At 69.0% G+C, this 26,271-nt stretch carries 28 protein-coding genes and 2 pseudogenes; 19 read left to right on the forward strand and 11 right to left on the reverse strand.

Annotated features, from left to right (window positions below; genetic code table 11):
* Positions 1–137 precede the first annotated feature (137 nt).
* A complete protein-coding gene (locus ACGFIF_RS07045) occupies positions 138–467 on the forward strand; it encodes a cupin domain-containing protein (protein ID WP_393152304.1) in 330 nt (109 codons plus the stop codon).
* A 155-nt stretch (positions 468–622) separates the two neighbouring features.
* Positions 623–1,261: a hypothetical protein gene (locus ACGFIF_RS07050; RefSeq protein WP_393152306.1), complete on the forward strand. Its 639-nt coding sequence runs from the start codon at positions 623–625 to the stop codon at positions 1,259–1,261.
* 44 nt (positions 1,262–1,305) lie between these two features.
* Here the strand turns inward: ACGFIF_RS07050 and ACGFIF_RS07055 are convergent, their stop codons facing one another.
* On the reverse strand, positions 1,306–2,184 hold the full coding sequence (locus ACGFIF_RS07055) for a universal stress protein (RefSeq protein WP_393152308.1): 879 nt from the start codon (positions 2,182–2,184) through the stop codon (positions 1,306–1,308).
* 319 nt (positions 2,185–2,503) lie between these two features.
* Here ACGFIF_RS07055 and ACGFIF_RS07060 point away from each other — a divergent pair, with 319 nt between their 5' ends.
* Together ACGFIF_RS07060 and ACGFIF_RS07065 are read left to right on the forward strand one after the other, a co-directional pair.
* Positions 2,504–3,160, forward strand: coding sequence for a response regulator (locus ACGFIF_RS07060; RefSeq protein WP_393152310.1), 657 nt, complete (start codon positions 2,504–2,506; stop codon positions 3,158–3,160).
* A gap of 117 nt (positions 3,161–3,277) precedes the next feature.
* Positions 3,278–3,649: a hypothetical protein gene (locus tag ACGFIF_RS07065; RefSeq protein ID WP_393152312.1), complete on the forward strand. Its 372-nt coding sequence runs from the start codon at positions 3,278–3,280 to the stop codon at positions 3,647–3,649.
* Between the two features lie 88 nt (positions 3,650–3,737).
* Here the strand turns inward: ACGFIF_RS07065 and ACGFIF_RS07070 are convergent, their stop codons facing one another.
* The 3 genes from ACGFIF_RS07070 to ACGFIF_RS07080 form a co-directional block, all read right to left on the reverse strand.
* A complete protein-coding gene (locus ACGFIF_RS07070; protein WP_393153665.1) occupies positions 3,738–4,079 on the reverse strand; it encodes a universal stress protein in 342 nt (113 codons plus the stop codon).
* Complete coding sequence (locus ACGFIF_RS07075) at positions 3,965–4,270, reverse strand: universal stress protein (RefSeq protein WP_393153667.1); 306 nt, start codon at positions 4,268–4,270, stop codon at positions 3,965–3,967. The genes ACGFIF_RS07070 and ACGFIF_RS07075 overlap by 115 nt, the downstream gene beginning before the upstream one ends.
* Positions 4,271–4,377: 107 nt before the next feature.
* Positions 4,378–4,962 carry an HPP family protein gene (locus ACGFIF_RS07080; protein ID WP_393152314.1) on the reverse strand — a complete coding sequence of 195 codons (585 nt, stop codon included), beginning with the start codon at positions 4,960–4,962 and terminating at the stop codon, positions 4,378–4,380.
* A 311-nt stretch (positions 4,963–5,273) separates the two neighbouring features.
* Between ACGFIF_RS07080 and ACGFIF_RS07085 the strand changes: the two genes are divergently transcribed.
* The 8 genes from ACGFIF_RS07085 to ACGFIF_RS07120 all read left to right on the forward strand — a co-directional run bounded on the left by ACGFIF_RS07085 (position 5,274) and on the right by ACGFIF_RS07120 (position 14,820).
* On the forward strand, positions 5,274–5,954 hold the full coding sequence (locus ACGFIF_RS07085; RefSeq protein WP_393152316.1) for a PEP/pyruvate-binding domain-containing protein: 681 nt from the start codon (positions 5,274–5,276) through the stop codon (positions 5,952–5,954).
* Entirely contained in the window at positions 5,951–8,689 is a 2,739-nt protein-coding gene (locus ACGFIF_RS07090) for a GNAT family N-acetyltransferase (RefSeq protein ID WP_393152318.1), read from the forward strand. The genes ACGFIF_RS07085 and ACGFIF_RS07090 overlap by 4 nt, the downstream gene beginning before the upstream one ends.
* A 25-nt stretch (positions 8,690–8,714) precedes the next feature.
* The gene (locus tag ACGFIF_RS07095) at positions 8,715–9,779 is read left to right on the forward strand and encodes a zinc-dependent alcohol dehydrogenase family protein (protein WP_393152320.1); all 1,065 of its coding nucleotides are present in this window, start codon (positions 8,715–8,717) and stop codon (positions 9,777–9,779) included.
* Between the two features lie 204 nt (positions 9,780–9,983).
* A complete protein-coding gene (locus tag ACGFIF_RS07100) occupies positions 9,984–10,544 on the forward strand; it encodes a hypothetical protein (RefSeq protein ID WP_393152322.1) in 561 nt (186 codons plus the stop codon).
* Between the two features lie 5 nt (positions 10,545–10,549).
* On the forward strand, positions 10,550–11,446 hold the full coding sequence (locus ACGFIF_RS07105; protein ID WP_393152324.1) for a universal stress protein: 897 nt from the start codon (positions 10,550–10,552) through the stop codon (positions 11,444–11,446).
* Positions 11,447–11,655: 209 nt separating this feature from the next.
* Positions 11,656–12,579, forward strand: coding sequence for a universal stress protein (locus ACGFIF_RS07110; RefSeq protein WP_393152326.1), 924 nt, complete (start codon positions 11,656–11,658; stop codon positions 12,577–12,579).
* A gap of 1 nt (position 12,580) precedes the next feature.
* Positions 12,581–14,257: a SulP family inorganic anion transporter gene (locus ACGFIF_RS07115; RefSeq protein WP_393152328.1), complete on the forward strand. Its 1,677-nt coding sequence runs from the start codon at positions 12,581–12,583 to the stop codon at positions 14,255–14,257.
* A 2-nt stretch (positions 14,258–14,259) separates the two neighbouring features.
* Positions 14,260–14,820: a flavodoxin family protein gene (locus ACGFIF_RS07120; RefSeq protein WP_393152330.1), complete on the forward strand. Its 561-nt coding sequence runs from the start codon at positions 14,260–14,262 to the stop codon at positions 14,818–14,820.
* Between the two features lie 33 nt (positions 14,821–14,853).
* Here ACGFIF_RS07120 and ACGFIF_RS07125 read toward each other — a convergent pair whose 3' ends face one another.
* A complete protein-coding gene (locus ACGFIF_RS07125; RefSeq protein WP_393152332.1) occupies positions 14,854–15,039 on the reverse strand; it encodes a hypothetical protein in 186 nt (61 codons plus the stop codon).
* A 296-nt stretch (positions 15,040–15,335) separates the two neighbouring features.
* Here ACGFIF_RS07125 and gap point away from each other — a divergent pair, with 296 nt between their 5' ends.
* The 4 genes from gap to ACGFIF_RS07145 all read left to right on the forward strand — a co-directional run bounded on the left by gap (position 15,336) and on the right by ACGFIF_RS07145 (position 18,035).
* Positions 15,336–16,343, forward strand: coding sequence for a type I glyceraldehyde-3-phosphate dehydrogenase (gap, locus tag ACGFIF_RS07130; protein ID WP_393152334.1), 1,008 nt, complete (start codon positions 15,336–15,338; stop codon positions 16,341–16,343).
* Positions 16,344–16,421: 78 nt separating this feature from the next.
* Positions 16,422–16,988 (forward strand): hypothetical protein, encoded by a 567-nt coding sequence (locus tag ACGFIF_RS07135; protein ID WP_393152336.1) that lies wholly within the window; start codon positions 16,422–16,424, stop codon positions 16,986–16,988.
* 8 nt (positions 16,989–16,996) lie between these two features.
* Positions 16,997–17,767, forward strand: a complete 771-nt coding sequence (locus ACGFIF_RS07140) for an FAD-dependent oxidoreductase (RefSeq protein ID WP_393153669.1) — start codon at positions 16,997–16,999, stop codon at positions 17,765–17,767.
* Positions 17,697–18,035, forward strand: coding sequence for a hypothetical protein (locus tag ACGFIF_RS07145; protein WP_393153671.1), 339 nt, complete (start codon positions 17,697–17,699; stop codon positions 18,033–18,035). Before ACGFIF_RS07140 ends, ACGFIF_RS07145 begins: the two co-directional genes overlap by 71 nt.
* Positions 18,036–18,066: 31 nt before the next feature.
* On the opposite strand, the gene ACGFIF_RS07150 is transcribed toward ACGFIF_RS07145, so the two are convergent.
* The 3 genes from ACGFIF_RS07150 to ACGFIF_RS07160 form a co-directional block, all read right to left on the reverse strand.
* The gene (locus tag ACGFIF_RS07150) at positions 18,067–19,485 is read right to left on the reverse strand and encodes a DUF4389 domain-containing protein (RefSeq protein WP_393152338.1); all 1,419 of its coding nucleotides are present in this window, start codon (positions 19,483–19,485) and stop codon (positions 18,067–18,069) included.
* A 111-nt stretch (positions 19,486–19,596) separates the two neighbouring features.
* Complete coding sequence (locus tag ACGFIF_RS07155) at positions 19,597–20,358, reverse strand: ABC transporter permease (protein WP_393152340.1); 762 nt, start codon at positions 20,356–20,358, stop codon at positions 19,597–19,599.
* Positions 20,355–21,257, reverse strand: a complete 903-nt coding sequence (locus tag ACGFIF_RS07160; RefSeq protein ID WP_393152342.1) for an ABC transporter ATP-binding protein — start codon at positions 21,255–21,257, stop codon at positions 20,355–20,357. Before ACGFIF_RS07160 ends, ACGFIF_RS07155 begins: the two co-directional genes overlap by 4 nt.
* A 214-nt stretch (positions 21,258–21,471) precedes the next feature.
* Here ACGFIF_RS07160 and ACGFIF_RS07165 point away from each other — a divergent pair, with 214 nt between their 5' ends.
* Positions 21,472–22,326 (forward strand): universal stress protein, encoded by an 855-nt coding sequence (locus ACGFIF_RS07165; protein WP_393152344.1) that lies wholly within the window; start codon positions 21,472–21,474, stop codon positions 22,324–22,326.
* Between the two features lie 12 nt (positions 22,327–22,338).
* Here the strand turns inward: ACGFIF_RS07165 and ACGFIF_RS07170 are convergent.
* Positions 22,339–23,019: pseudogene (locus ACGFIF_RS07170) on the reverse strand (dienelactone hydrolase family protein).
* Between the two features lie 78 nt (positions 23,020–23,097).
* The gene (locus ACGFIF_RS07175) at positions 23,098–24,366 is read right to left on the reverse strand and encodes a YbhN family protein (RefSeq protein WP_393152346.1); all 1,269 of its coding nucleotides are present in this window, start codon (positions 24,364–24,366) and stop codon (positions 23,098–23,100) included.
* Positions 24,367–24,529: 163 nt separating this feature from the next.
* On the opposite strand from ACGFIF_RS07175, the pseudogene ACGFIF_RS07180 reads away from it, so the two are divergent.
* A pseudogene (locus ACGFIF_RS07180) lies at positions 24,530–24,673 on the forward strand (dsRBD fold-containing protein); the annotation flags it as partial.
* A gap of 145 nt (positions 24,674–24,818) precedes the next feature.
* Entirely contained in the window at positions 24,819–25,817 is a 999-nt protein-coding gene (locus tag ACGFIF_RS07185; RefSeq protein WP_393152348.1) for an Acg family FMN-binding oxidoreductase, read from the forward strand.
* 46 nt (positions 25,818–25,863) lie between these two features.
* On the opposite strand, the gene ACGFIF_RS07190 is transcribed toward ACGFIF_RS07185, so the two are convergent.
* Positions 25,864–26,157, reverse strand: a complete 294-nt coding sequence (locus ACGFIF_RS07190) for a 2TM domain-containing protein (protein WP_393152350.1) — start codon at positions 26,155–26,157, stop codon at positions 25,864–25,866.
* Positions 26,158–26,271 lie beyond the last annotated feature (114 nt).

The following is a 26,271-nucleotide window of genomic DNA, read 5'->3' on the forward strand; positions in this document are numbered from 1 at the left end:
GGCGAAGAACAGGAGCGGAACCGCTGTGGCTGGGCCGGCGGCGATCAGGAGCACCGTCGTCGACCAGCCGTTGCGCTTCGGTACTCTGCGTGCGGCAATTGAAGCTGTTGAGGTTCTTGCCGTGCGATCATCGACAGATGGATGTCGCGTCGATCGACGATTTGGCGGCTGAGCGGCTTGTCAAGGCGGAGTCCGCCGAGAGTGGGCGCAGTTCGGTCACGGTCTACAGCCGGCCCGGTGCCCGTCTCCGCCAGACGGTGATGGCGCTTGCCGCCGGCCGGGTGATGGGTGAACACCAGAGTCCCGGGGATGCCTCGCTGCTCTGCATGCGGGGTCGCGTCCGGGTCCGTGCGGGTGATGCTGAGGCCGAGCTCGGACCAGGTGATCTGGTTGCGGTACCGCCGCAGCGTCACGATGTCGAAGCCTTGGAACCGTCTGTCTTACTGCTCACGGTTGCACTTCATTGACGGCCGCGCGCTGAGCGCAAGTGCGAATCGGACACTAGCTGGCCGACAGCAACTGATTCCGCCGGCCGGCGGCCGTGGCCGGCGGTGACTCTCGCTGGTGACGGCAGGACCTTTGGCCCCTGTGATCGGTGGTTGGTTCGGCGCAGGCTGGTTGTATGACGGTGTCCATCAGCCAGTTGGTCAATTCAGCGCGAGAGCCGTGGTTCCGGCAGCGCCCCATCATCGCGCTCGGGGTCGCTGTTGTGCTCTACGCCTCGGTGCTGTCACTGCGCCTGCTCGCTGGTGGTGCGGTGGACGCCTACTCCTTGCTGTACGTCTTCCCGGTCGCCTTGGTCGCTGTCACCTTCGGCCTGCGCGCCGGCTTGGCCGCGGGTCTGGTCGCTGTGGGCCTCACGCTGGTGTGGGTCACGGTCGAGGATGTGTCCCTCAACCCCGCGGGATGGGCGTCTCGCGTCCTGCCCGTCCTGCTGCTCGGGTTGGTGCTCGGTGATGCGTCGGACCAACTTCGCCGTGCCGAGACGGAGAGGCGGCGTCTGGAGGCGGCGGCGCTGCTGTATCGCGAGGCGATCGAGATCAACGACTCGCTGGTGCAGGGCATGGCCGCGGCGCGATGGGCCCTGGAGGCGGGCCGGCTGGACGCCGGGCTACAGACCCTCGAACAGACGATCGTTCAGGCCGAAGAGCTGGTCTCCGGCCTGATCCGGCAGGCGGGCATGGGCGGTTCCAGCACAGCCGCCATCGCCCCTGGCACGCCACTCGGATCCAGCGCCGAAGAGGTCGACGGTGCGCGCTAGCGGCCGTCGCCAGCGCGGCCGTCATCCGAACACTCCTCGGGTCGTCAGCGCACGATCGCCGTCGGGCAGTGGGCGTGGTGGAGCACGGTCTGGCTGACCGAGCCGAGCAGGAGGCCGGTGAATCCACCGCGCCCGCGGAAACCGACGACGACCAGTTCAGCGGATTCGGCGGCGCGCAAGATGGCGCGAGCCGGCGGTCCGCCGTCCAGGCGGGTGTCCCACTCGACGTCCGGGTGATCGGCGGCGGCCCCGGCGACTGCTTCGGCCACCAGCACCCGGGCCGACTCCCTCACCTGGTCCTCGTCGAACTGCAGCATCGATCGACCGTCGTCCTCGTAGGTGCGGAACGGGCTCGACCAGGCGTGGACCGCGAGCACCTTCGCGTGCAGCGCTTCGGCTTGGTCGAAGGCGAAGTCGATCGCCTTGCCCGATGCCTTCGAGCCGTCCACACCGACCACGACCGTCGGCACCTCATGCGCTCGTGGACGCAGGTGAGGTGGGATCACGACAACCGGGCACAGCGCGTGCGTGGTCACCTGTACGGCGACTGATCCGACGATCAACCCCGTCCAGCCGCCGAGGCCGCGAGATCCGAGGACCAGGAGCCGGGCGTGCTCGGTCTCCTCGATCAGCGCTTCGGCGGCACCGCCCTCGACGAGTAGCGTCTCGACCTGCAGGGCGGGGTGCTGTTGACGGATGCCGTCCGCCAGGGCGCTGAGGCCACGCTCCCGTGCGCTGCGCAGGCCCGCCAGTGGCACGACCTTGCCGGGGGACGGCCGTGTGTACACGACGACTTCGAAGGCCTCGACGATCCGCAGCGGCGCATGGAGCCGCTCAGCTTCGTTGGCTGCCCATTGAAGGGCGGCCTGACCTGGCGGTGAACCGTCGTAGCCGACGACGACCGGGCCGGTATGTGATGACATGGTTTCCTCACCTTTCATGGGCGCTGGCGATGTCGCGGCCGTCGCGGGCCGGTGGGCAAACTCGACGTTACGACTCAAATGCCCGGATGATCAGGGCCGAAGGTCCACCGGTCCGCGGTCCCCAAGTCCTCTGTCAGTGGTGGCCGGCTGCCTGAGGAGCCGCTCCGTTCGGTGAATGGGACGAAGGTCCCGGGCGGGTGGTGTGTTTGGTCCCTGCCCGGGGCTGACCGGGTCGAGGAGGATGGAGCTGCGCGGCCGGTCGGGTCGCGTCGACGATTGCGCCGGGCCCGGTGCCGGCGTACGACCGGGAGCGATCCACATGACGATCAAGGTGTTCTTGCTGGACGACCACGAGGTCGTTCGCCTCGGCCTGCGGCAGTTGCTCGAGAGCGAGCCCGACATCGAGGTCATCGGCGAGGCCGGCACGGCGGCACAGGCGGTCGCCCGCGTGCCTGCCTTACGTCCCGATGTGGCGGTGCTTGATGTCCGGCTGCCGGACGGTGACGGGATCACCGTGTGCCGGGAGATCCGCTCCGCGATGGAATCTCCGCCGGCCTGCTTGATGCTGACGTCCTTCTCCGACGACGAGGCGTTGTTCACCGCGATCATGGCCGGCGCGTCCGGGTATCTGCTGAAACAGGTGAGCGGCACCGACCTGATCGGCGCCGTACGCCGACTGGCGTCGGGGGAGTCGCTGCTCGATCCCGCGATGACGACGGCGGTGCTGGAACGGCTCCGGCACCCCGCTGACGAGGACGACGACCCGCGGTACAAGTCGCTCACCGAGCAGGAACGCAAGATCCTCGACGAGATCGCGGCGGGCAAGACCAACCGCCAGATCGCCCAGAGCATGTTCCTGGCCGAGAAGACCGTGAAGAACTACGTCTCCGGTCTGCTCCGCAAACTCGACATGGAACGCCGCACCGAAGCCGCCGTGTACGCCGTCGAGCGTGCGAAGCGCCGCCCGTTCCAGTAGCCGGAGCGGGCCGGTTGGCTCGTGAGGACCCTCGGCGGTCGACCTCGAGACCTCTGACCCTGGCCGCTGCGTCGCGAGCAGCGAACGGTGGAGGTGTAGGGAAGGGAGGTGAGGTTGATGAGGCTGACGGTGAGAGATCTTGGAGCGACTCTGCTGGTCGTCGCGATTGCCGTGCCCTACATCGGTTTCCTGATCGACGGCGAGATGCCGTTCGTGCAGGACGCCCGTGGTATGGCCGGAGTCGGACTGTTGCTGGGTGGCGCGGCATTCGTCGTACTGCTCGGTGGCAACCAGCGGGATCGTCTCGGCAAGGTCCAGATCGGGTCGGCGCTGCTGTCCGCGGTGCTGGGCATCGTCGCGCTGGGCTTCGCGGAGACCGCGGCGGCAGAGTTGCTGCTGGCGTTCTTCATGGGGTCGATCCTGGTCGTTCTGGCCATCGTGCTGATCGACCACGCCGGCTGGCGGCATCACGCCGGTCATCCGGTCTGATCCAGCCGAACCCTGCAAACCCGGCCGGTGCGACGGACTACCGTCGCACCGGCCGAATCACTCGTCGATGACGCGATGGGCGGCGCCTTCATGCTGCAAACCCTGTTCCTGCTCGGGTTTGCGATCGCGCAGCCGCGATCGGGTCAGCGGACGATGGCGATGGGGCACGGGGTGTGGTGCAGGTGTGGTGCAGGACGGCCTGGCTGACGGAGCCGAGGAGTAGGCCGGTGAAACCGCCGTGTCCGCGGGACCCGACGACGACCAGATCGGCCGACTCGGCCGCCTGCAGGATGGCTCGAGTGGCTTGACCGCTGATCAGCCGGGTCTCCCAGGGAACGTCGGGGTGATCGGCGACCGCGCCGGCCACCGACTCGGCGACCAGCAGTCGGCAGGCCTCGCTGGCCTCGCTGGCCTCGCCCTCGTCGAACAGCCGTCGACGCCGACGACAACGGTGGGCATCGTGTGTGGATGCGGGCGAAGGTCAGGTGGGATGACGACGACGGGGCAGTGCGCGTGCGCGCTGACTTGTACGGTGACCGAGCCGAGGATCAAGCCGGACCAGCCGCCTAGACCACGCGATCCCAGGACGAGCATCCGCGCTTGCTCGGCCTCGTCGAGCAGGCCTGGGCGGGGCTCCCGGAGTGCAGGACCGTGTCCACCACCAGTCCCGGGCTCTGCAAGCGAATGCCTTCGGCCAGCGCCTGCAGACCGCGGTCCCGATGGTCAGGTCAGTGGATGCGGACCGCGACGACACCTCTGACGGTGCCGGCCAGCACGTCGGCGAGCTTGCGTTCGTGGGGGCCGGCCGGCCCGGAGACCGTGACGACCCCATCGTGGACCTCGACCTGCCAGTTCGGGCACTCGGTGGCGATCAACTCACGGACCTCAGCGCGGATCCGGTCGTCGCGGCCGGCCAGCAGGTGGACGACGTCGCTGCGGCTGATCATGCCGACAACGCGCCCCTTGTCCAGCACGGGCAGGCTCTTCACCATCGTGGACCACATCAGGTCGATCGCGACCTCCAGGTCGTCATCGGCGTCGACAGTCGCCACCAGGTAGCTCATGACGTCGACCACCCGGCGCGGCGGCGTCTCCGCGGTCGTCCGGACAGCGGCGACGGGAACACGGTCGTTCAGCAGGGCGGCGTCCTGCACCAGGTCCGCCTCGCTGACGATTCCGGCGAGTACGCCGCTCTTGTCGACGACCGGCATCGCGGTGATCTTGCGGTCGTCCAGGAGTCGGAGCGCCGTACCGATCGAGGTCTCGGCGGTCACCGTGACCGCCGGTGCCGTCATCAGGTCCCGGATCAACATTGTCATCACCTCGTTGTGCAAAGAGCTCGAAACTCGTGGGAGTCATCGTTGCGTCGTTCAACTTCACGATCGCTCGGCGGGGACTTTCCACCCAGAGGCGAAGGTCCCGGTCGGTCGCGGTCTTCAGTCAGCCCCGGCCTGGCACCTGGACCGCATACCCCGGCCGGTAGTGGGTGTGGAACATCGCCGCGGGGGACCAACGGCCTTCGGGACGGTCCGGAGTCGGGAACCCCTGGGACTTTCGGCCCTGGGAGCTCGGTGGCACGGAGCGATCGAATGAAGAGACAAGAGCCGACTTGAAGGAGGTGGCCATGAAGCGGTCAAGTGCCACCTGGCTGAACCAGCCCGTGCCGGTCGCGCCGAGGCTGAGCCGGACTGCTGAGTCGATCGCGATGCGTGCGCTGGGCGACCCGGTGCCCACCGGATTCGCTGTGACCACGGCCGGGTATCGCGAGTTCGTCCGGTCGGCACGACTGCGGCCGTACATCGCCGGCGAGCTACGCCGCTGGCGCGCGGGCCGGGACCTGGTCGCCGTCGGCGCCGCCATCCGGACAGCCATTGCGGAGGCGGAGTGGCCGATCCCACTGGCCGAGGCGATCGCGGCGGGTTATGCGCGCCTGGGCGGAGACGGAACCGGGGTCACGGTGCGCGGCCTCGGCGGTGCGCATCACGAGGTGTTCCGCGACCTGACGACGACGTACGACGTGCTGGCGGCCTGTAAACGATGCTTCGCGGCGCCGTTCACCGATCAGGAGATCAGCGATCGAGAAGACCGCGGTGTGAGCCAGCTGGACCTGGTGGTGTCGATCGGCATCGAGCGGCAGTCGCCCCCGGCGGCAGCGCCGGCAACGGCGTTCGCTCCGTCCATGGGCGACTGCGCCGGCTACGTCGTCGACACGGCCGAGATCCGGCGGCTTGCGGTCTGGGCGATCGCGGTCGAACGGAACCAGAGCCGGCGCGGACCGGAGTTGACGACTGAAGGAGTGAGATGACGATATCGACGACGGACCCTGCCGGTGGCGCATCCGGACCGGGCCAAGCCCCCGTCGCACCAGGCCCCGCACTTCACGACGCCGGGTGGGACGCGCTTGCCGCTGACGGATCGGTGGTCCGGATCCGGCCGATCACCGCTGCCGACGAAGCCGCCCTGAAGGCGATGAACGAGAGGCTCTCGGACCGCTCGGTGTACCTGCGGTTCTTCGCCCTCGATCGCCGCGGCGCCGACGAGCACGCGCACCACCTCGCCGACGGCAGTCCCGGGCACCGGGCGCTGGTCGCGGAGAGCGCCGGGCGTGTGGTCGGTGTCGCGAGCTACGAGCATCTCCGCCCCGGCGAGGCCGAGATGGCGTTCCTGCAGGACGACGCGGTGCACGGTCGGGGCATCGGAACGTTGCTGCTGGAACAGTTGGCTGCTGTCGCCCGCGAGGCCGGCGTTCACCGCCTCCGAGCTGACACGCTCGCGGAGAACGCGGCCATGCTGCGCGTGTTCACCGACTCGGGGTTCGAGCAGACTCATCGCTTCGACAGCGGTGTGGTCGAGTTGCTGCTGGACACGTCGTACTCGCCCCGGACCTTGGACCGGATGGCCGAACGCGAACGGCAGGCCGAGGACCGCTCATTGCGACCGATGTTCTCGCCCGCCGTAGTCGCCGTGATCGGCGCCGGCCGGACCCCTGGCGGGATCGGGCACGAGGTGCTTCGGGCACTCACCGCAGGCGGCTATCGCGGCGAGTTGTACGCCGTGAATCCGCGCGCCGACCGGATCGGCGACGTAGCGGCGTACCCGTCGATCCTGGCGGTACCGGGACCTGTGGACCTCGCGGTCATCGCGGTCCCGGCCGGGCACGTGGCGACCGTGCTCGCTGAGTGCGGCCGCAAAGGTGTCGCCGGCGCTGTCATCCTCACCTCCGGCTTCTCCGAGCTCGGGGCGGACGGGCTGCAGCGGGAGATCCTCGCGATCGCCCGCCGGCACAGTATCCGGCTGATCGGGCCGAACTGCCTCGGCATCGTGAACACCGCGCCGGAGATCGCCCTCAACGCCACCTTCGCGGACGTGACGCCGGTGCCCGGTTCGCTCGCGATCGCCGCGCAGTCCGGCGCCGTCGGCATCGCGGTCCTGGACCACGCGAGCCGGATCGGCCTGGGCATCTCGGAATTCGTTTCCCTCGGCAACAAGGTCGATGTCAGCGGCAACGACCTGCTGCTGCACTGGTGGAACGACCCGCGCACCGACGTGATCGCACTGTATCTGGAGTCATTCGGTAACCCGGTCAAGTTCGGGCGGCTCGCCCGCCTGGTCGGCCAGACGAAGCCGGTCCTGGTGGTCAAAGGCGGCCGGTCGTCGGGCGGACGTCGAGCAGGCGCCTCGCACACGGCGGCTGCCGCAACGCCGGACACCGCTGTGGACGCGCTCTTCGAACAGTCCGGCGTACTGCGGATGGACACGGTCGAGGAGCTCGTCGAGACGGCGCGGGTATTGGCCGGGCGGCCGCTGCCGAAGGGTAATCGGCTTGCCGTGATCGGCAACGCCGGTGGCGCCGGAGTGCTCGCGGCAGACGCGGCCGGGCGGCTCGGTCTCGAAGTACCTGAGCTCAGCGCGGCGACCCAGCAGGAGCTGACCGAGTCGACCGGTGCGGTCGGTGCGGGGAACCCGGTCGACCTCGGTGCCGCGGCGTCTCCGGAGACCTTGAAGCGTGCGCTTCGCGTCGTACTCGACAGCGGCGAAGCCGATTCTGTGCTGGTCTGCTACGCCGCGACCCGGGCCGGAAGTGTCTCCGAGACGTACGCCGCGATCGCGGGCGCCGCCGCAGGCTCGGAGGTGCCGATCCTGGTCACCTGCCTCGGTGCGCCAGAAGCGGAGCCGCGGATTCCGCTGGCCAACGGCTCGTACCTGCCGGTCTTCCCGTTCCCGGAGAGCGCCGTTCGTGCGCTCGCGCACGCAGTGCGGTACGCCGCGTGGCGGTCGCGGCCGCAGGGCGTCGTACCACAGCTGGACCATGTCGACGCGGAGGGTGCACGGACGGTCGTCCGGCGTTTCCTGCAGCGTCGGCCGGACGGTGGCTGGCTTGATCCGGAGCAGGCCGAACAGATGCTGCAGTGTGCCGGAATCCCTGTGGTCCATTCGATCCGGGCGAGCGATCGGGAGCAGGCGCTGACCGCGGCCGGGCTGGTCGGCTATCCCGTCGTCCTCAAGACGGCCGCCGAGGGAATCGTCCACAAGACCGACGTCGGGGGAGTGCACCTGGGCCTGACCGACGAGCCGGCGGTCGAAGCCGGGTACGACGCGATCGCCGCGGCGACCGGTGATCGGCACGTCGTCGTGCAGGCGATGGCGCCGGCCTCGACCGAGATGGTCGTCGGCATGGTCCGGGACGCGTTGTTCGGTCCGATCGTGATGGCCGGAAGCGGCGGGGTGCTCACTGACCTGATGGCCGACCGGCGCTGGCGGGGCCTGCCGCTCACCGATCTGGACGCCAGCGAGATGGTGCGATCACTGCGTTGCGCGCCGCTGCTGGCCGGCTATCGGGGCGCCGAACCCGCCGACGAGGCCGCTGTTCTCGACGTGCTGCATCGGGTCGCCTGGCTGTCGGAGACCCTGCCGGAGATCGCGGAACTCGACATCAACCCACTGACCGCCGCCCCGTCCGGTGCCGTCGCGGTCGACGCGAAACTGCACATCGCCCCGGCCGGCCCGGCACCCGACTGGTACGCGCGGCATCTGCGCTGAACACCCATCGAGAAGGAGGATTGACATGAAGGCGTTGGTCTACCACGGTCCGGAGCACCGCAGTTGGCAAGAGGTGCCGGACCCGGTGATCGAGGAACCCGAGGACGCGATCATCCGCGTCGACGCGGTCACCATCTGCGGTACCGATCTGCACATCCTGAAAGGCGATGTGCCGACGGTCCAGCCCGGCCGGATCCTCGGGCACGAGGCGGTCGGAACGATCCTGGAGGTCGGCAGCGGCGTCCGGAGTCTGACCCCGGGCGATCGGGTACTCATCTCGTGCATCACGGCCTGCGGGCGCTGCACGTACTGCCGCGAAGGCCACTATGGTCAATGCCTCGGCGGCGGTGGCTGGATCCTCGGCCACCTGATCGACGGGACACAGGCCGAGCAGGTCCGGGTGCCGTTCGCGGATCGTTCGGTGCACAAGCTGCCGGACACCGTGACCGACGAGGCCGCGCTGCTGCTGGCGGACATCCTGCCGACGTCCTACGAGGTCGGCGTACTCAACGGCGGAGTGTCGCCGGGTGACACGGTGGTCATCGTGGGCGCCGGACCGATCGGACTGGCCGCGATCACCACCTGCAAGCTGTTCAGCCCGGCACGGATCATCGTCGTCGACCTGGCCGACAGCCGCCGGAAGGCCGCGCTCGAGCGGGGCGCCGACCTGGCGCTGAGCCCGGAGGAGGATGTCGCCGGGGCGGTCCGGGAGCTCACCGACGGCCTGGGAGCCCACGTTGCGATCGAGGCCGTCGGCATCCCGGCGACCTTCGAGCTGTGCACCCAGGTGGTGCGTCCGGGCGGGACGGTTGCCAATGTCGGCGTGCACGGAGCGCCGGCGACGCTGCACCTCGAGGATCTGTGGATCAAGAACGTCACCATCACGACCGGTCTGGTCGACACGATGACGACGCCGCGGTTGCTCGCCATGCTGGCGGCCGGCCGCCTCGAAATGCCGGGGCTCATCACGCACCGCTTCGGTCTGGACGAGATGCAGGACGCGTACGACGTCTTCGCTCGCGCGGGCGAGACGGGTGCGCTCAAGGTGGCTCTCTTCAGCACCGAAGGCGTGGAGCAGGACAGCCGCTGACCACGACCCCGGCCGGGACGAAACAGCCTGTCTGGCGAGGGCGTCGAGTGCCGACCGGGGCTTCGTGCGGCATGGATGGGGGCTGCGGGCATCGGTCCCGAACCGCAGGGACGTTCGGCACTGCGGGTGGGTGACCACGGCCTCTGCCGACGCATGCGCGTGGCGGCTGATGCTCAAGGCAAAGATCTAGGAAAGGACAAGACCATGACCACCACCCCGGACCGGCGGAATCTCGTGACTCCTGTGATGGAGCCTGATGGTGATCGGCGCCCGGTGATCACTGTGGCGGCCGGCCGAGCGCTGGCTGGGTTGCGGATCGCGTTCGGCCTGACGTTCCTGTGGGCCTTCGTGGACAAGGTGTTCGGGTTCGGCTATGCGACACCTGAGGGTAAGGGCTGGATCGATGGTGGCGACCCGACAGCTGGGTTCCTGGGCAAGGGCACCAATGGTCCGTTCGCGGACTTCTACCAGGGCCTGGTCGGTGACTGGTGGGTCACCCCGCTGTTCATGGTCGGTCTGGCCGGGATCGGTCTGGCGCTGACGTTGGGGATCGGGATGCGGATTGCGGCCGGCGCGGGTGCGTTGCTGTACATGTTGATGTGGAGTGCTGCGCTGCCGCCGGAGAACAACCCGGTGCTGGACGACCACATCCTCGGTGCGATCACCCTGGTGGTCCTGGCTCTGGTTGCTGCTGGCAACTTCTGGGGCTTCGGCCGTTGGTGGGGCAAGTTCGACCTGGTCCAGCGCTACCCCTGGCTGCGGTGACCACGATGACCACCAAACCGATCATTCACGTCGGTGTCGATGGATCCTGGCGTGACAACGGTGCGTTGGAGTGGGCGCTGCAGGAGTCCCAGTTGCGGCACGAGCCGCTGCAGGCGTTGCACGTGATCGACGACAAGCTGCGCGGCAGTTCGTACTGGCAGCCGACGGTCGTCGACGATGCCGTGATGGAACTCGTCAAGGACGTGCAGAAGCACCTCGACAGCAGTCCGGGATCGCTCGATCACGAGGTGGGACTGATCGCGGGACCACCGGCCGCGACGCTGACCGAAGCGTCGGCGGAGGGCCGGATGCTGGTCGTCGGCCGACGCGGGCTCGGCGCCTTCAAGAGGCTGCTGATCGGCTCGACCTCGGAGGCGGTCGCGTCCGCGGCGACGGTTCCGGTGGTCGTCGTGCCTGATCATTGGCAGCCGTCGGATCACACCGGCCCGGTGTTCGTCGCGGTGGAGGACGCCGGCGACGACCAGGGTGCGCTCGACTTCGCCGTGACCGCGGCCGCTGAGCGGAACCTGCCGATCCGTCTGGTGCATGCCTGGGACCTGCCCGCCATGTACAGCTGGGATGCGGTGAACATGGCAGGTGTCAGCGAGGAGTTGCCGGCCAAGGCACGGCATCGGGTCGACGCGCTCGCGGACCGGTTGCGGAGCAAGTATCCCGGACTGACGATCGACGTCGACGTACGGCGGGGTCACCCGGTCGACTCCGTCGTCACGGCGGCCGAGGACTCTGATGCCCAGTTGCTGGTCGTGGGCGGCCGCCGGCACCACCGGCTGAGCGCCGTGCTCCTGGGTTCCGTTGCCCGGGGCATCCTTCACCACGCGACCTGCCCGATGGCTGTCGTCCACGCTCGGCGGGACCACACCGGCGACGGTGGAACACGCTGAGGCATGCAACACCAGGAACGTGCCGCGCGGCCTGTGGGCGGACAGGTCGCACGGCACCTCTCTGTGCCCGGAGGAGAGATCACTGCCGGCGGGACCAAGGTCCCTCCAACTGTTGCCGTCCGGCCCGAACGCCGGGGCACCGCGCCTCTGCCGCCGGGGGAGCCGTACGAGCGACGCTCGATGTGAGCACAGTCGGATGGAGGCGTGAGATGAACAGTTGGGTGCGAAGCGGACCGGTCCTCGTCGAGGTCGACGCTCTGACCGAGGGGCAGCGGGTGATCGACTATGCCTGCGTGGAGGCGCTTCGGTCCGGTGCCGATCTGGTCCTGGCCGCGTCCTACCGGGCGCACAGCACCTTCTCCCCGATGCCGCCGAGCGACCTGCCGAAGCCGCCTGGCGAGGTGGCGGACGCGTGGCTGCGGGCGGCCGTTGCCCACGTCAGGCATCGGTACGGCTACGGCCTGCAGGTGGAGGCTGTGGCGAAGGAAGGTTCGCGGGCGAGAGTGCTCGCGGAAGTCGCGCGCCACGCGCGAGTGCTGATCATCGGCCGGACCCCGAAGCGCGGTCCCCAGCGGTCGCTGGCTGCTCAGAAGAACCTGAACCTGGCTGCCCGGGTCGGCTGCCCGGTCCTCGTCGTACCCCTGTCGTGGCGCCCGTCCGCGGTGGACCGCAAGGTGGCGATCGGCATCGACGGGTCGTCCCTGTCCAACGAGGCGGTGGAATTCGCGTTCCGGGCCGCAGCCGACCGCGAGGGCGACCTGATCGTCGTGCGGGCCGGCCTGCCGCCGGATCACGCCTGGAACGACGACGACGTCGAACACTCGTGGATCACCCGGGCCGACCACACCATCAGCGAGGCGGTGGCTGCCTGGACCCGTGAGTTCCCACAGGTGCGGGTGACCAGGTACCTCAGCAGCCGCCCCGCGGCTGAGGCGATCCTGCACGAGAGTGCGGACGTCGGGCTGATCGTCGTCGGAAGCCACGATTCCGTGCCGGCCGCGGACCCGGTCGCGCGGCGTTGCGTCGCGGCGATGCCATGTCCGGTGGCGATCGTTCCGCACCACTTGACTCTGGCCGAGCGGGAGCGCCTCCTCCGGCTCCACCGGCCCGATGTCGTGACCCCGATGTACTGAGATGGCCACGACCGGGATCGCCGCGCTCCGCCACTACCACGCCGGGTGGCTGCGAGCCGACGTGCTCGCGGGCGTCACCGTGGCCGCCTATCTGGTTCCGCAGGTGATGGCCTACGCACAGGTGGCCGGTCTTCCGCCGGTCACCGGTCTGTGGGCGGCGCTCGGTCCGCTGCTGGTGTACTTCATGCTCGGTTCGTCGAGGTTGCTGTCCCTCGGCCCTGAGTCGACGACAGCGCTGATGACGGCAGCGGCGATCGGCCCTCTCGCCGCTGGCGATCCGGTCCGGTACGCGATGCTCGCGGCAGTGCTGGCGCTCCTCGTCGCTGGGGTCTACCTGATCGCGTGGCTGGCCAGGTTGGGTTTCCTGGCGGATCTGCTGTCCAAGCCGGTATTGGTCGGTTACATGGCCGGTATCGCGGTCATCATGATGACCGGCCAGCTCGGGCGGCTGGCCGGCGTACGGGTCAGCGGCGACTCCTCGCTCGAGGAGGTCGCCTCGGCCGCCCGGCAGATCGGCTCGTGGCATACGCCGACGGTTGTCCTGTCTGTGGCGGTGCTGGCTCTCCTGCTGACTGCCGCACGGTGGCTCCCGCGTCTGCCTGGACCACTCGTCATGGTGGTGCTCGCATCGATCGTGGTCTGGGCGACCGGCTTGGACGTCAAGCTGGTCGGCACAGTCCCGTCCGGGATCCCCATTCCGGAACTTCCGCACGCCTCCGCCGCGGATCTGCGGATGTTGCTGCTGCCGGCTGTCGGGGTCGCCTTGGTCGGTTACACCGACACTGTGCTCACCGGCCGCGCGTTCGGGCTGCGACGGCACGAGCGGATCGATCCGAATCGTGAACTACTGGCCATGGGGGTCGGGAACCTTTCGTCCGGTCTGCTCCGCGGATTCCCGATCAGCAGCAGTGGCAGCCGCACCGCGATCGCGGACCTGACCGGCGCGAAGAGCCAGGTCTATTCGCTGGTCGCCGCGGCGGTTGTGGCCATAACCCTGCTGTTCGCCGGACCGTTGCTGTCGACGTTCCCGTCGGCGGCGCTGGGTGCTCTGGTCGTCTTCGCGGCCTTGCGGTTGATCGATGTGGCCGAGTTCCGCCGGTTCGCGGCCTTCCGCCGTACCGAACTGGCCATCGCACTGGCCACCGTCCTCGGGGTCATCGCACTGGACGTCCTGTACGGCGTGATGGTCGCCGTCGCGTTGTCCGTCCTCGACCTACTGCGCCGGGTCGCCCGGCCGCACGACGGGATCCTCGGCATCGTTCCCGGGATCGCCGGAATGCATGACGTCGATGACTACCCGGACGCGCGGACGGTTCCGGGCCTGGTCGTCTACCGCTACGACTCGCCACTGTTCTTCGCGAATGCCGAGGACTTCCGGCGCCGTGCGCTGGCGGCTGTCGACAGCGCCGAGGGGCCGGTGCTGTGGCTGCTGCTCAACGCCGAGGCGAACGTCGAGATCGACATCACCGCGATCGACGCACTCGACGCGCTGCGCCAGGAGCTGGCCGAGCGCGGCATCGTCCTGGCGATGGCCCGGGTCAAGCAGGACCTCTCCGACGACCTCGAGGCCGCGGGCTTCCTCGACCGGCTCGGCCGCGACCACGTGTTCTTCACACTTCCCACCGCCGTACAGGCCTTCCGGGACCGTACGGCGGACACCACCGAAGCAAGGAGCTGACCATGTCCAAGACACCACGCGCCCTCATCGTGTACGAATCGATGTTCGGCAACACCGAACGGGTCGCGGCCGCGATTCGTGACGGACTGAGTACTGTCATCGACACCGATCTGGTCCGCGTCGACCAGGCGTCGGGCCGGATTCCCATGGACGCACGGTTGCTCGTCGTCGGTGGACCGACGCACGCGTTCAGCATGAGCCGGCCGTCGACGCGGGCGGACGCCGGCAAGCAGGGCCAGGTTGTGATGCCGGTGGAGACCGGCATCCGGGAATGGCTCGGCGCTCTGCCGGACTGCACCACCAAGACGATGTCCGCGACCTTCGACACCCGCATCACCAAGGTCCGCCGGCTGCCGGGTTCGGCTGCCCGGTCCGCGGCGAAGATCCTGCGCCGGCGGGACTTCCGGCCGATGGTGCCGCCGGCAACCTTCTTCGTCGACGACACCGCGGGCCCGATCGACGAGCGGGAACTGGCGCGGGCGCGGCAGTGGGGTGAGGAGCTCGGGCAGGAGCTCAGGTCGGTGCTGGGAACCATCGAGCGGGCGAGCACGCGATCGGCATGACACGCGCCGGATCGACCCGGCCTTCGATCCAGGTCAGCGGGTCGGGTGACGCCGCTCCCGAAGCAGCAGCCGGCGACCGGTGAGCTTCGCCGGGCCAAGCCGGATCAGCTGCGCGTGAGTGGGCGCCATCCACGACTGCAGCGGCAACCGGCGGTGCACCTCGGCATGCTCCCGCGCCGGTACGACGGCGAGCCGCCCGGAGATCCTGGGCGCTGGCACCGCAGGCACGATGGCGGCGAACAAGCTGCTCCGTCCCGGCATCCGGCTCGAAGTGGCCGAGGTCGAAGGCATCATCAGCGCCGCCGACTTCATCGAGAAGACCGAAGGCGCCCGCAGCTGTTCATCTGACCCGCACCAGCACAGCCCTCCACCCACCCTGGGTGGAGGGCTCGCGGCTGGGAGCACGACCGGCGACCGGGGGGCCTGTGGCGTCGGGGCCAGGGACTTTCGGCCCTGTAGACCGCCCCGGCGATCTCGTGGAATGGAAGTGGTGAAATCCACGGAGAGGGGACGTCATGAGTGTCAAGGTCGGGATCAACGGGTTCGGGCGGATCGGACGGGACTTCCTGCGCTGTGTGCTGGAACGGGAGTCGGACGCGATCGAGGTGGTCGCGATCAACGACATCGCCTCGCCGGCGACACTGGCGCATCTGCTGAAGTACGACTCCACCTACGGACCGTTGAAGCAGAGCGTCGGTCATACCGAGGACACGATCACGGTCGACGGCCGGACGTTCCGGGCGACGGCCGAACGTGACCCCGCTGCCCTCGGCTGGGGCGATATCGGCGTCGACCTGGTGATCGAGTCGACCGGCAAGTTCCGCACCCGTGAGGCGGCCGGAGCCCACCTCGCCGCCGGTGCTCGCAAGGTGCTGCTGTCCGTCCCGGGCAAGGACGTCGACGCCACCATCGTGCTGGGCGTCAACGACGACGACTACGACCCGGCCCAGCACCACATCGTCTCGAACGCCTCCTGTACGACGAACTGCGTCGCACCGATGGTGTCGGTACTCCATCGGGCCTTCGGTATCGAACGCGGCCTGATGACCACGATCCACAGCTACACCAACGACCAGGTGCTGCTGGACTCCCCGCACAAGGATCTGCGCCGGGGCCGCTCCGGCGCGGCCAACCTGATCCCGACGAGTACGGGTGCCGCCCGCGCGGTCGGGCTGGTGATTCCGGAACTGGCGGGCAAGATCGACGGTGTCGCGGTGCGGGTGCCGGTCGAGGACGGGTCGCTGACCGATCTGTGCGTCGAGCTGACCGAGCCCGCGACCGTCGAGCAGGTGAACCGGGTGTTCGCCGAAGCCGCCGACGGACCGTTGAAGGGGTTGCTGCGCTACACCGAGGATCCGATCGTCTCGCGTGACATCGTCGGTGATCCGTCCTCCTGCATCTTCGACGCGCAGCTCACCCAGGCCAACGGCCGGCTGGTCAAGGTCTTCGGCTGGTACGACAACGAATGGGGTTACACCAGCCGCCTAGTCGACATGGCCGAGCGCATCGCCCGGTCACTCTGACCTGCTCGCGCTGGAAGGAGTCACCGCCATGAACCAGCCCAGGATTGCCTGGCCGCGAACGGGAGGGAGCGAGCCCTGATGACCCAGAAAGGCCCCTTGCCCCGAGCCACGGCGTTCGGGGCAGTCGCGCGGTGCGTTGTCACCACCGTGCGGCTGGTGGGGAAGCGCCGGATCCGTCAGCCGCACGAGCACGTCGGCCTACGGTTGTCGTTTGCCGACGGAACACGAGGCCGGGTCTACCGGGAGACCGTGGTCGACCGGCCGCCGGCCACCGATCCCTGCGTTCTCGTGGTTGCCTTCCGGTTGCGTGGTGTCCGCGGCCGAGGGCACACGCTGTTTCGGTGGGAGTCCTGGTTCAACACACCGCTGTTCGTCGGCTTCGAGGGCTTCGTCTCGAAGTTGTGGCTGGCGCACGACGACTTCGGCTTCTATCGGGGCGTCTACGAGTGGGACAGGCCTGAGGCGGCAGAGGCGTATGCCCGGGCATTGTGGCGAGTACTCGAGTTGGTGAGTCAGAAGGGCTGTGTTCGCTACCACGTGATTCCGGGGTTGCGGCGCGAAACCCTGCTCGCCGACGCTCGCGTTCTGGATCCGGTCGAACCAGCCGGTGAGACGTCCTGGTGGCGGTTGGTCGACGCGGCCTGAGCGAGCCGGTGGATCTGCTGGTGGTCGGTGCTGGGCCGACCGGACTGGCCACGGCTCTTCAGGCTCACGACCACGGCGCCACAGTGCGCTTGGTGGAGAGACGGACGGAGGCGTTCCGGCCGTCGCGGGCGATGATCGTGCACCCGCGCACGCTGGAGTGTCTGCGGCCTCTCGGCGTGACCGACGAACTGCTCGGCAGGGCCGACATCTCGCCACGCGCGGAACTGCACCTCGGGCGCAGGCGGGTCTCTGTTCAGTTGGTGCTCGACGAGTCCGGGCTGGGCGTCGCCGTACAGGAGTTGCGGTGGTCGGCTCAGGTGCGGTTGCAGCACCGGCTCGCGGCGTCGTACCGGCACCGGCATCTGTTCCTCGCCGGGGATGCGGCCCACACGCACTCTCCGGCCGGAGCGCAGGGGATGAACACCGGCATCCAGGACGCGATCAACCTCGGCTGGAAGCTGGCCTACGCTGCCGGCGACGGGCAGCGGTACTCCGACCTTCTCGACTCATATGACCGGGAACGCCGGCCGGTCGCCCGCCGAGTGCTCGCGATGACGCATCTGATCTTCTTCGCCGAGGCGTCAACCCAGCCACTGCCCGCCTTCCCTGCGGGCGACGCTCGCCCCACTCGCAGCACCAGCCGTCCCGCTCCTGCTGCGGCAGCGGTGGCTCCTGGCCGAAGTGGTCCGCACGTTGTCCCAGCTGAGGGTGAACTACCGCGGCAGTGTCCTCTCGCACGCGGGGACGCCGACGGCCGACCGGAAGCTCCAGCCGGGTGATCGGTTGCCGGACGCAACAGTAGTCTGCGAGGGCAGAACGGCCCGGCTGCACGAGCTCACCGCCACACCCGGCATACATCTCCTGCTGTCCGCAGACGCCGAGCCTTCGCAGGCGGCTGGTCCGCGCATCCACGTCCATCGCCTGGCTCGTGGCGGTCCAGGGCCTGGGGTCGTGGCGGTCCGTCCGGATGGCTACGTCGGTTTCCGGTCCGGCTCAGCCGACCCGGCGGGACTCGACGCCTGGCTCCGGCTCGTCGGAGCCCGCTGACTGTGCAGCGGGCTCCGAGTCCACAGGTCGCTTACCTTGTCAGCGTGCGGGCCCGGGGAACCGCCAGGGCGACGGCGAGGACGCCGAGGACGAAGAACGCTCCGGCGCTCACCAGGACGACGATCGACAGCCAGTCGAGGGCCGGTACGGTAGCGCCGCCGTCCAGCTGGACGTCGATCCCGGCGGTGCCGTCGGGCGACATCACCACGATGGTCCAGTCTCCGCTCTCGACTGCCCACGTGATCGTCTGGACCCCGTCGCCGTAGGCCTGCGTCCGCCAGATCGTCGCATCGGTGGGTGCTACCGATGGCGCGGTACCTGCGTGGTCGGTGTAGTGGGTGCCGTCCGGGCCGAAGGACCGCACGGTCGAGTAGTCCACACCGGACAGGTAGTTGCGCACATCGCTGGAGCGTGCGACGCCGACGAACACCGGCCCGTCGCCGGCCGACTCCACACGCACCCGGGCGTCACCGATCAGGCGCCGGGGAACTTCGGTCGCCGCGCCGGTGTCGATCGTCAGGTCCTCGCTGACCAGCGCGTACCCGGTGGTCCGGAGCGAAACGGTGTCCGATGTCAGATAGCCCGCGCCGTCGCGCTGGGTCTGGTCGAGCCACAGCATCGTGCCGCCGACGACCAGCCCGAAGGCGGACGCGAGTGCAACCACCGTGCCGAGCACCGTCGTGATCACTCGCCCCGCCGACCAGCGCGTGGCCGGACCCTGCGGCGGCGGTGTGGCGGAACCGGACCTTTGCGAGAGCGTGGCAGGAGCCGGCGGCGGCCCCAACCGGGTCGTGCCCGGGTCGTCGCCGCCCATGTCGAGTCGGAACGGCGGGTACTCGTCGACCATCAGCGCCGCGTACGCCGCTACGCGCAGCACCCACCGGTTCATGCCGAGGACCAGATCGAAGATCGACCGTGGGTAGCGCCCGGTGAACAGCAGCGCCACGGCAGCAACCAGTACCAGCAGTCCGACCAGTCCGGCTCCCCAGGTCCAGGCGTCCGCGTCGGCGTTGACGACGAACCACGTGCCGCCGCCGATAAAGAACCCGACCACGAGATAGTGCGGAATCGCCAGCAGCCACCACTTGACCAGCACCAGGCCGCGCGAGAGGCGTTCGGGGTAGGTCACGTCAAGGTGCGCCGGATACTCGGGGACTTCGGCGAGCGTGAACGGCGGGTACTTGTCGGTGCCGAGGGCGCCGTACGCATAGAAGTCCATCCGCCACGTCCAGCGCAGTACCCCGACATTGAAGTCGAAGATCCCTCGCGGGTAGCGCCCGGTGAACAGGATCGCGAAGAACGCCACGATGCTCAGTACGGCGAACGCGATCCACAACAGGGCCAGTATCAACAGATGCGGGATCACCAGGATCCACTTGACCAGCCAGAGCCAGCGGTTCAGCCGGTCGTCGAGTGATCCGTCCACCCGGACCGGATACAGAGTGCTCATGATTCCTCCCGAGGGTTGTCTCTCACTTCCAGCCTCCGCGCCCTGCCGGCTGCCGACAGAGCCCTCCGTCATCGAGCCCGCGGGACCTTCGGCCCCGCACGCGCGGACGGCTCAGGTGATGTCGCGGCGGACGGCGATGGTGGTGCCCAGGACGGCGAAGACAACGCCGTACGCCACCATCAGCAGGCCAGACTGCCAAGCGGCGAGGAAGGTCACGTCCGGCTGGTAGCTGTTGGTCAGGCCGCTGAAGGCGCCGCCAGGGAAGTACTTGAAGTAGTCGCGGATCGTCGGCAGAAGCGAGACGAAGGACTCGACGACGAGCGAATAGACGAGGGTCCCGACCACGGCGGCGACCTGGTTGCGGACCAGCGCACCGATGCCGACCCCGATCACGGTGAAGATCGCGAGGCCGAGCAGGACACCCAGCAGCGTCCCGGGGATCCCGTTGGCGGTGAGCGTGAGGTCGACGTCCTTGACCTCGAGCCAGGGTACGGCGATCGCCAGGGACACGAGCACGTTGACGGTTCCGAAGCCCAGGCCGGCGAGCGCGTACGCGATCAGTTTGGCGGCCACCACCCGGCCGCGGCGCGGGGTGACCAGGAACGTCGGAGTAATTGTCTGGTGGCGGTACTCGCCGGTCATCGCGATGATGCCGAGCACCACGGAGAAGACCGCCGCGCCTCCGGCGGAACTGAACAGTGCCTGCTGGCCCTCCACCGAGTCGAGCGGAGGGCTCGGGTTGCCCTCCTGTCCCTCGAGCCCGATGGTGAGGCTGACGAACAGCGCGGTCAGGCCGACGGCGCCGACGAGAAGCCAGAGCCAGAGCTTGGTGGTGAAGAGTTTGGTGAACTCGGCGCGGACCAGGTTCGTCATCCGGATGCACCTCCACCGGTGAGCGTGAAGAAGATGTCCTCCAGGTCGCTGGGTTCGGTGCTGAGCTCGTGCAGTTCGATCCGCTCGGCGAACGCGAGGTGCCCGACGTCTTCGGGGCGCAGACCCGTCACCACCAGTGCGCCGTCACGGTGCGCCAGGTCCGCAAGGTCATGCAGGACCTTCGCCAGCCGGTCGAGGTCGGGTCCACGGACGACCACCGGGCGGGCCTGCCCGTCGGCCAGCTCGGCCAGACTGCCTTGCCGGACGAGCGAACCCCGATCGATGATCACGACGTCGTCAACGGTCTGTTCGACCTCGCTGAGCACATGGCTGGACACGAGGATGGTGCGTCCCTCGGCGGCCAGCCGGCGGAGAAACCTGCGCAGCCAGACGATGCCCTCCGGGTCCAGGCCGTTCGCCGGCTCGTCCAGCAACAGCACCTGGGGTTCGCCGAGCAGCGCGGCGGCCAGGCCGAGGCGTTGCCGCATGCCGGCGGAGTACTCGCTCACCGGGCGTCGGGCGGCCGGCGTCAGGCCGACCAGATCGAGTACGTCGTCCGCGCGTCGGACCGGGTATCCGTTGGCCACACAGAGCACCCGCAGGTGGTTTCTGGCCGTCCGTGCCGGGTGGAAGCTGGACGCCTCGAGCACTGCGCCAACCGTGCCGGATGGTCGCGGGAGGTCGACGTACCGCAGGCCGCCGATGGTCGCGGTACCCGCCGTCGGGGCGACCAGCCCCAGCAGGCAGCGCAGCGTCGTGGTCTTGCCTGCGCCGTTCGGCCCGAGGAATCCGGTCACGCTCCCTGGGGCCGCGGTGAAGTTCAGATTGTCGACCGCGCGCACCGTCCCGAACACCTTCGTCAGGCCCGACACGACGATCCGTCCGGCTTCGTCTGTCATGACATCCACTACAGAACCGGACCTCGTCGGGTACCAGTGCCGAAGGACCCGTGCCCGGACAGACCTCCTGCCTTCGGATCCGCGACCGGGTTCGGTGGCCGAGGACCCGGAGATCGGGACCTTAGACCCTGCTTGAAGTGGCCGCTGCGGAGTGGAATAGAGACTCGCGTACTGCGATCGTGTGATCACGGGCCGGCGAACTGAAGGGCGGATCATGGAGAGTGCAGGAAAGTTCATCCTCGTCGGGGTCGATGCTGGTTCTGAGAGCCAGGTCGCGCTGCGCTGGGCGGTCGACGCGGCCGCCGCGCGAGGTCGGGCCGTACGGGTGGTGTACGCCTATCTGGACCAGGCGGTGAAGTGGCCGGCGATCGGTGCCGAGGGCTACCTTTCCGAACCGGAGGTGGACCGGTACCGGGCCGACCTGGACGCCGCGGTCGACTTCGTCCGCGACCGGCTCGGGTACGAGAACGGGTCGGGATGGCTGGCGGCTGACACGGCGGCGAACGCGATACTGAGTGAGGCGCCTGGGGCCGAGCTGGTCGTGCTCGGCTCGCGGGCGCACAGCAAGGTCGGGGCCGCCCTGCTGGGCTCGACCGCGACGGCGGTGACGGCCAAGGCACCCTGCCCGGTCGTTGTGGTGCGCGGACTCACCTCGGCCGGACCTGTGCTGGTCGGCACCGACGGTTCCGCGTATTCGGAGGCAGCTCTGCTGTTCGGCTTCGAGGAGGCGGCCCGGTCCGGCAACCCGCTCGAGGTCGTCTACTGCTGGCAGCCACTGGCTCGCCAGGAGGTGGCGATCGACGACGCGGAGGAGCTGCTCCGGAATTGGCTGGCCGAGAGTCTGGCGCCGTACCGGGAGAAGTTCCCGGCAGTGCGGGTCCGGGCCGAGGTCGACGCCGGCCGCCCGGCCGCCGTGCTGGCGGAACGCAGCGGCAACAGTTCGATGGTCGTGGTCGGTTCCCGTGGTCGCGGCGGCGTCGCAGGTCTGCTGCTCGGCTCGGTCAGCCAGACCCTGCTGCAGCACGCGACCTGCCCGGTCGCCGTCGTACGCCCGATGAAGGAACCCTGACGACACCGTCCTCTACACGTCAGCCGGCCCGGGCGTTCCGTGCCGCACATGCTCGGCGAAGAACGCCAGGACGCGCTGCCAGGAATCCGTTGCCGCGGCGGCCTGGTAGTTGCGCCACCGGTCGTTGAAGAAGGAGTGCTTGGCGCCGGGATAGACCCTCAAGTCGTGCGGAACACCGGCCGCTGTCAGCTCGGTCTCCAGCACTGTGGCGGCCTTGGTGGTGAAGTCCTTTCCCGGCCACGATCCAACGACCGGGCAGAGGCGGCTGATCGCGTCCCGCGGCCTCGGTGCGGCACCGTAGAACGGAGCTATCGCGGTCAGCCGGTCGTCGGTACACGCCCAGGTCAAGACGATGGAACCACCCAGGCAGAAACCGATGGCACCGATGCGGGCGGCATCTACCTCGGGATGGTCGCCCAGACGACCGAGCGCGGCCTTCAGGGCCGGAACGCCGTAGTGCTAGAGATTCCCGGCCATGGCGCCGGCGAACATCCGGGCCATGCACACTGCGCGGTTGCGTCCTTCGAACAGGTCGACGCCGAGGGCGGCATATCCCTCCGCGGCGAACCGTCGGCAGGTGTCGCGGATGTTGTCGTTCAGACCGAATGCCTCGTGAATGACGACCAGACCCGGATACGGTCCCGTGCCGTCGGGCAAAGCCAGGAAGCCACTGCCGAGCGTCTCCGTCCTCATCTGTCCAGTCTGGTCCCCCTGGACACGATCGACGAGATCCCGCGACAACCGAAGCGCCGGTGCTCGTCATGCCTGGAATCAGGGCCCGGTGGGGATCCTGTTCCGCCAGCCTGGTGTTCGCAGGGAGAGGTAGCAGATGCCGGCGACCGGGATCGGCGCCCAGAACTGGAACAGCCGCCAGGACACGACACCCAGGACGGCGACTCCGGCCGGCACTCCGAAGCCGAGCAGCCCGGAGATCAGGACGCCTTCGATGACGCCGAGCCCACCCGGGGTGAAGGGCAGGACGGCGAGCAAACAGGCGATGCAGTAGGCGAGCAGCAGTGCGACCGGATCCATTGCGTGTCCGTACGCGGCCAGGAACACCCACAGTGCCGCGGCATCGAGTAGCCAGTTGGCCGTCGGCCAGAGGGCGAAGGCCGAGCGCACGTTGCGGTCTGTCAGCAGGTTGCGGAGTTGGTCGGCGCTCGCCTGCGCCCGGGGCCGGAGCCGCCGCGGCAGCCGGTCGAAGGCGAAGCGCAGGATCCGCTTGGCCGGTCTCGCCAGCCGGGACCGCTGCCGGAGCGCGACCACCGCACAGATCGCGAGCAGGGCGCCGATCAGCAGGATGATGACGTAGAGAGCTGTCGGTCCGTACAGGAGGACGGCGGGGATGAGTGCGAACCAGAAGATCGCCGCCAGCGACAGCCAGGCGCCGACGCCTTCGGCGGCGATCGCGGCGGTCACATCTTCCAGACGTGCTCCGCCCGACACCAGGAGCCGGAAACGCAGCGCGGTTGCCGTGGCGCCGCCGCCGGGCACGACGTGGCTCACGCCGAAGCCGGTCAGGTCCGAGCGGAGGATCCATCCGAACCGCAGCGGGCTGTCGCGCAGCACGCTGCGGGTGAACAGCGAATAGCAGACCAGACTGGCAGCCTCCAGAAGGATGCCTACGGCAACCCACCACGGTCTGATCCCACCGAGCAGGTGCAGTGACTGTTGCGTGCCCGCAAGCTTGGGAAGGACGAAGTAGTCCACCACCGCGAGCAGGACCAGCAGCCCGGCCGCGCTCCGCAGCCAGGCGAGCACGGACGAGCCTCTCCGCTCCGGCCGGGGAGGGTACGGAGCGGAGAGCGCAGCCGGCTCAGCTGCCGGCGATGACCGGCGAACCATCGACGGTGCTCCTTTCGTGCCCGGGTCGGCAGACCGGCCCATTTCACCCAGCGGCAGCCAGTCGGACTGGTCCGGGCCCGGTGCGCGCAGGTCGGCGTCGTTGCACAGCACGATGTCGCGGAGCAGCCTGGCCGGCGGTTCGGCGGCTCCGATCGGCAGCAGGCCACCGGCGGGGGAGGAGCTGGATGCGGGCATTGTCGATGTCAGCCATGACCGACTCCTTCCTCGCAACTCCAGCTCACGTCATCGCGCGAGTGGGCAACAGGGCTGAAGTGCCCACCTCGGTGGGACCAAGCGCTCTGCTGAGGCGCGGGCACCCGGCTGACGATGAGCGGGAGGGGATCGCACCGCCCGGCGGAACCCGAGGGACACCGACATCGCCGAGATCGGTGACGAGCTCGCGGTGGCCCGGGCACTGTCCAACCTGGCGCACGAACTGCTCGACGCGGCCGCCTCCGACATCGAACAGATCACCCAGGAGCCCGTCCGCCTGCACACCTGACGACAGCTGAAGGGCAACCGGCCCAACAGATGGACCCTGCTGCCGGCGGCGGTTCTGACCCGGGGCTGAAGGTCCCGAGGCAACGGGTACGACGCCTCTGCCCACCCGGGCCGGTCACGGGAGACCGTCGTTAGCAGGTGGTCTGGTGGCGAAGGCGGTGAGTCCGATGGTCGGGCTGTCGAAGGGGGATCGGGATGCGATGCTCCGCGCGGCGGTGCTGGCACCTTCCATGCACAACACCCAGCCCTGGCGGTTCCGGTTCCACGACTGGGTGGTCGAGGTGTTCCGGGACCGCGAGCGCGAACTACCGGCGGAGGATCCGGATCGGCGGATGCTGTACCTGTCCCTGGGTGCCGCGATCTTCAATCTGCGCGTCGAGGCGGCAGCGCGAGGGTACGGCTCAGAGGTCCGGTGCCCGATGGATCAAAGCCGGCCGGACCTGGTGGCGGTGATCGAGCTGGGCGGTCCGCGATCGGGCCAGCTCCAGCTCCTGGCGCCGTACGTGATCCACCGGCGGACGAACCGGCGGCCGTTCACCGACGAGCGAGTACCGGCCGAGGTACGGGCGGAGCTCGGCCTCAGCGCCCGGATCGAGGGCGCCGAGCTGCGCTGGCTGGATGGGCCGGACCGGCGCTGGTGGTTGCGAATGGCAACGAAGGACGCGGTCGCGGCAGATGACCAGGACGCGACGAAGACGGCGGAGCGGCGGCGGTGGGTCGGTGGTGACCGGGCCGTCGACGGTGTCCCGTCCAGTGCGCTCGGACCGAAGGCGGCGGATGGTGCGGCGGTCGTGCGCGAGCTGGCCGCCACTGAAGCCGACGCGGCCCGCCCGGTCGCCTCCTTCGAACACGAGCCGCAGTTCGCGGTCCTGACGACCCGGTACGACGGGCCGATCGACTGGCTGCGCGCCGGCCAGGCACTCGAGCGCGTCCTCCTCGAGGCGACCGCCCACGGGGTGTCGACCTCCTTGCTGAATCAGGTGATCGAGCACGAGGACCTCCGCCGGCAGATCGACGATCCGCTCGGCCCGTGGACCCGTCCGCAGGCCGTCATCCGCTTCGGCTACGGCCCGACGGTGCCCCCGACTCCTCGCCGTCTGCTCGCCGACGTCGTGATGTCCGGCGATCCAACCGACGACCGGTAGTCGTGGAATGAGCCGGCCCAGGCGGCGGCCGGCTCATTCGGTGTGTTCAGCTGCGGCGGGCGATGCGATCCATCGTGGCCCGGACGGCGGTCTCGCTCGGCTGCGGCCAGAGCACGTCCCAGGCGTGGAAGATCAGGCCGATGCCCCAGCCGAACATCGGGAACGCCGGCCAGAAGAAGCCCGCGCCGGTCAGGTACCAGATGACCACCAGGAAGGTGTTCACCGTCAGGTAGGCGAGGATGTGGCCGGCGAGCTCACGGCGCTTGCGCAGCTCCTCCACCGCCTGTTCCCGCAATGTGTCGTCGTCGGTCCGGATCGAACCCAGTGGTTCCTCGTCCATGACTGCCTCCTTGTTCCTCACTTTCACTGTGGGACGGCACCCGACGTCGGCACAGAGCCCCAAGTCCTGTCCTTCGTGTGCCGCGGGCGGGACGTATGGCCCTGCCCCGGGCTG

This window comes from Kribbella sp. NPDC049174 (assembly GCF_043197365.1).
Taxonomy (GTDB): domain Bacteria; phylum Actinomycetota; class Actinomycetes; order Propionibacteriales; family Kribbellaceae; genus Kribbella.

What these genes read in the sequence shown, in the direction of transcription:
- gap (WP_393152334.1), top strand. Translation starts at nt 15,336, where the DNA reads ATGAGTGTCAAGGTCGGGATCAACGGGTTCGGGCGGATCGGACGGGAC.
- ACGFIF_RS07095 (WP_393152320.1), top strand. Translation starts at nt 8,715, where the DNA reads ATGAAGGCGTTGGTCTACCACGGTCCGGAGCACCGCAGTTGGCAAGAG.
- ACGFIF_RS07060 (WP_393152310.1), top strand. Translation starts at nt 2,504, where the DNA reads ATGACGATCAAGGTGTTCTTGCTGGACGACCACGAGGTCGTTCGCCTC.
- ACGFIF_RS07050 (WP_393152306.1), top strand. Translation starts at nt 623, where the DNA reads ATGACGGTGTCCATCAGCCAGTTGGTCAATTCAGCGCGAGAGCCGTGG.
- ACGFIF_RS07110 (WP_393152326.1), top strand. Translation starts at nt 11,656, where the DNA reads ATGAACAGTTGGGTGCGAAGCGGACCGGTCCTCGTCGAGGTCGACGCT.
- ACGFIF_RS07100 (WP_393152322.1), top strand. Translation starts at nt 9,984, where the DNA reads ATGACCACCACCCCGGACCGGCGGAATCTCGTGACTCCTGTGATGGAG.
- ACGFIF_RS07090 (WP_393152318.1), top strand. Translation starts at nt 5,951, where the DNA reads ATGACGATATCGACGACGGACCCTGCCGGTGGCGCATCCGGACCGGGC.
- ACGFIF_RS07160 (WP_393152342.1), bottom strand. Translation starts at nt 21,257, where the DNA reads ATGACAGACGAAGCCGGACGGATCGTCGTGTCGGGCCTGACGAAGGTG.
- ACGFIF_RS07150 (WP_393152338.1), bottom strand. Translation starts at nt 19,485, where the DNA reads ATGAGCACTCTGTATCCGGTCCGGGTGGACGGATCACTCGACGACCGG.
- ACGFIF_RS07155 (WP_393152340.1), bottom strand. Translation starts at nt 20,358, where the DNA reads ATGACGAACCTGGTCCGCGCCGAGTTCACCAAACTCTTCACCACCAAG.
- ACGFIF_RS07175 (WP_393152346.1), bottom strand. Translation starts at nt 24,366, where the DNA reads ATGCCCGCATCCAGCTCCTCCCCCGCCGGTGGCCTGCTGCCGATCGGA.
- ACGFIF_RS07045 (WP_393152304.1), top strand. Translation starts at nt 138, where the DNA reads ATGGATGTCGCGTCGATCGACGATTTGGCGGCTGAGCGGCTTGTCAAG.
- ACGFIF_RS07080 (WP_393152314.1), bottom strand. Translation starts at nt 4,962, where the DNA reads ATGTTGATCCGGGACCTGATGACGGCACCGGCGGTCACGGTGACCGCC.
- ACGFIF_RS07190 (WP_393152350.1), bottom strand. Translation starts at nt 26,157, where the DNA reads ATGGACGAGGAACCACTGGGTTCGATCCGGACCGACGACGACACATTG.
- ACGFIF_RS07105 (WP_393152324.1), top strand. Translation starts at nt 10,550, where the DNA reads ATGACCACCAAACCGATCATTCACGTCGGTGTCGATGGATCCTGGCGT.
- ACGFIF_RS07085 (WP_393152316.1), top strand. Translation starts at nt 5,274, where the DNA reads ATGAAGCGGTCAAGTGCCACCTGGCTGAACCAGCCCGTGCCGGTCGCG.
- ACGFIF_RS07165 (WP_393152344.1), top strand. Translation starts at nt 21,472, where the DNA reads ATGGAGAGTGCAGGAAAGTTCATCCTCGTCGGGGTCGATGCTGGTTCT.
- ACGFIF_RS07055 (WP_393152308.1), bottom strand. Translation starts at nt 2,184, where the DNA reads ATGTCATCACATACCGGCCCGGTCGTCGTCGGCTACGACGGTTCACCG.
- ACGFIF_RS07120 (WP_393152330.1), top strand. Translation starts at nt 14,260, where the DNA reads ATGTCCAAGACACCACGCGCCCTCATCGTGTACGAATCGATGTTCGGC.
- ACGFIF_RS07115 (WP_393152328.1), top strand. Translation starts at nt 12,581, where the DNA reads ATGGCCACGACCGGGATCGCCGCGCTCCGCCACTACCACGCCGGGTGG.
- ACGFIF_RS07065 (WP_393152312.1), top strand. Translation starts at nt 3,278, where the DNA reads ATGAGGCTGACGGTGAGAGATCTTGGAGCGACTCTGCTGGTCGTCGCG.
- ACGFIF_RS07135 (WP_393152336.1), top strand. Translation starts at nt 16,422, where the DNA reads ATGACCCAGAAAGGCCCCTTGCCCCGAGCCACGGCGTTCGGGGCAGTC.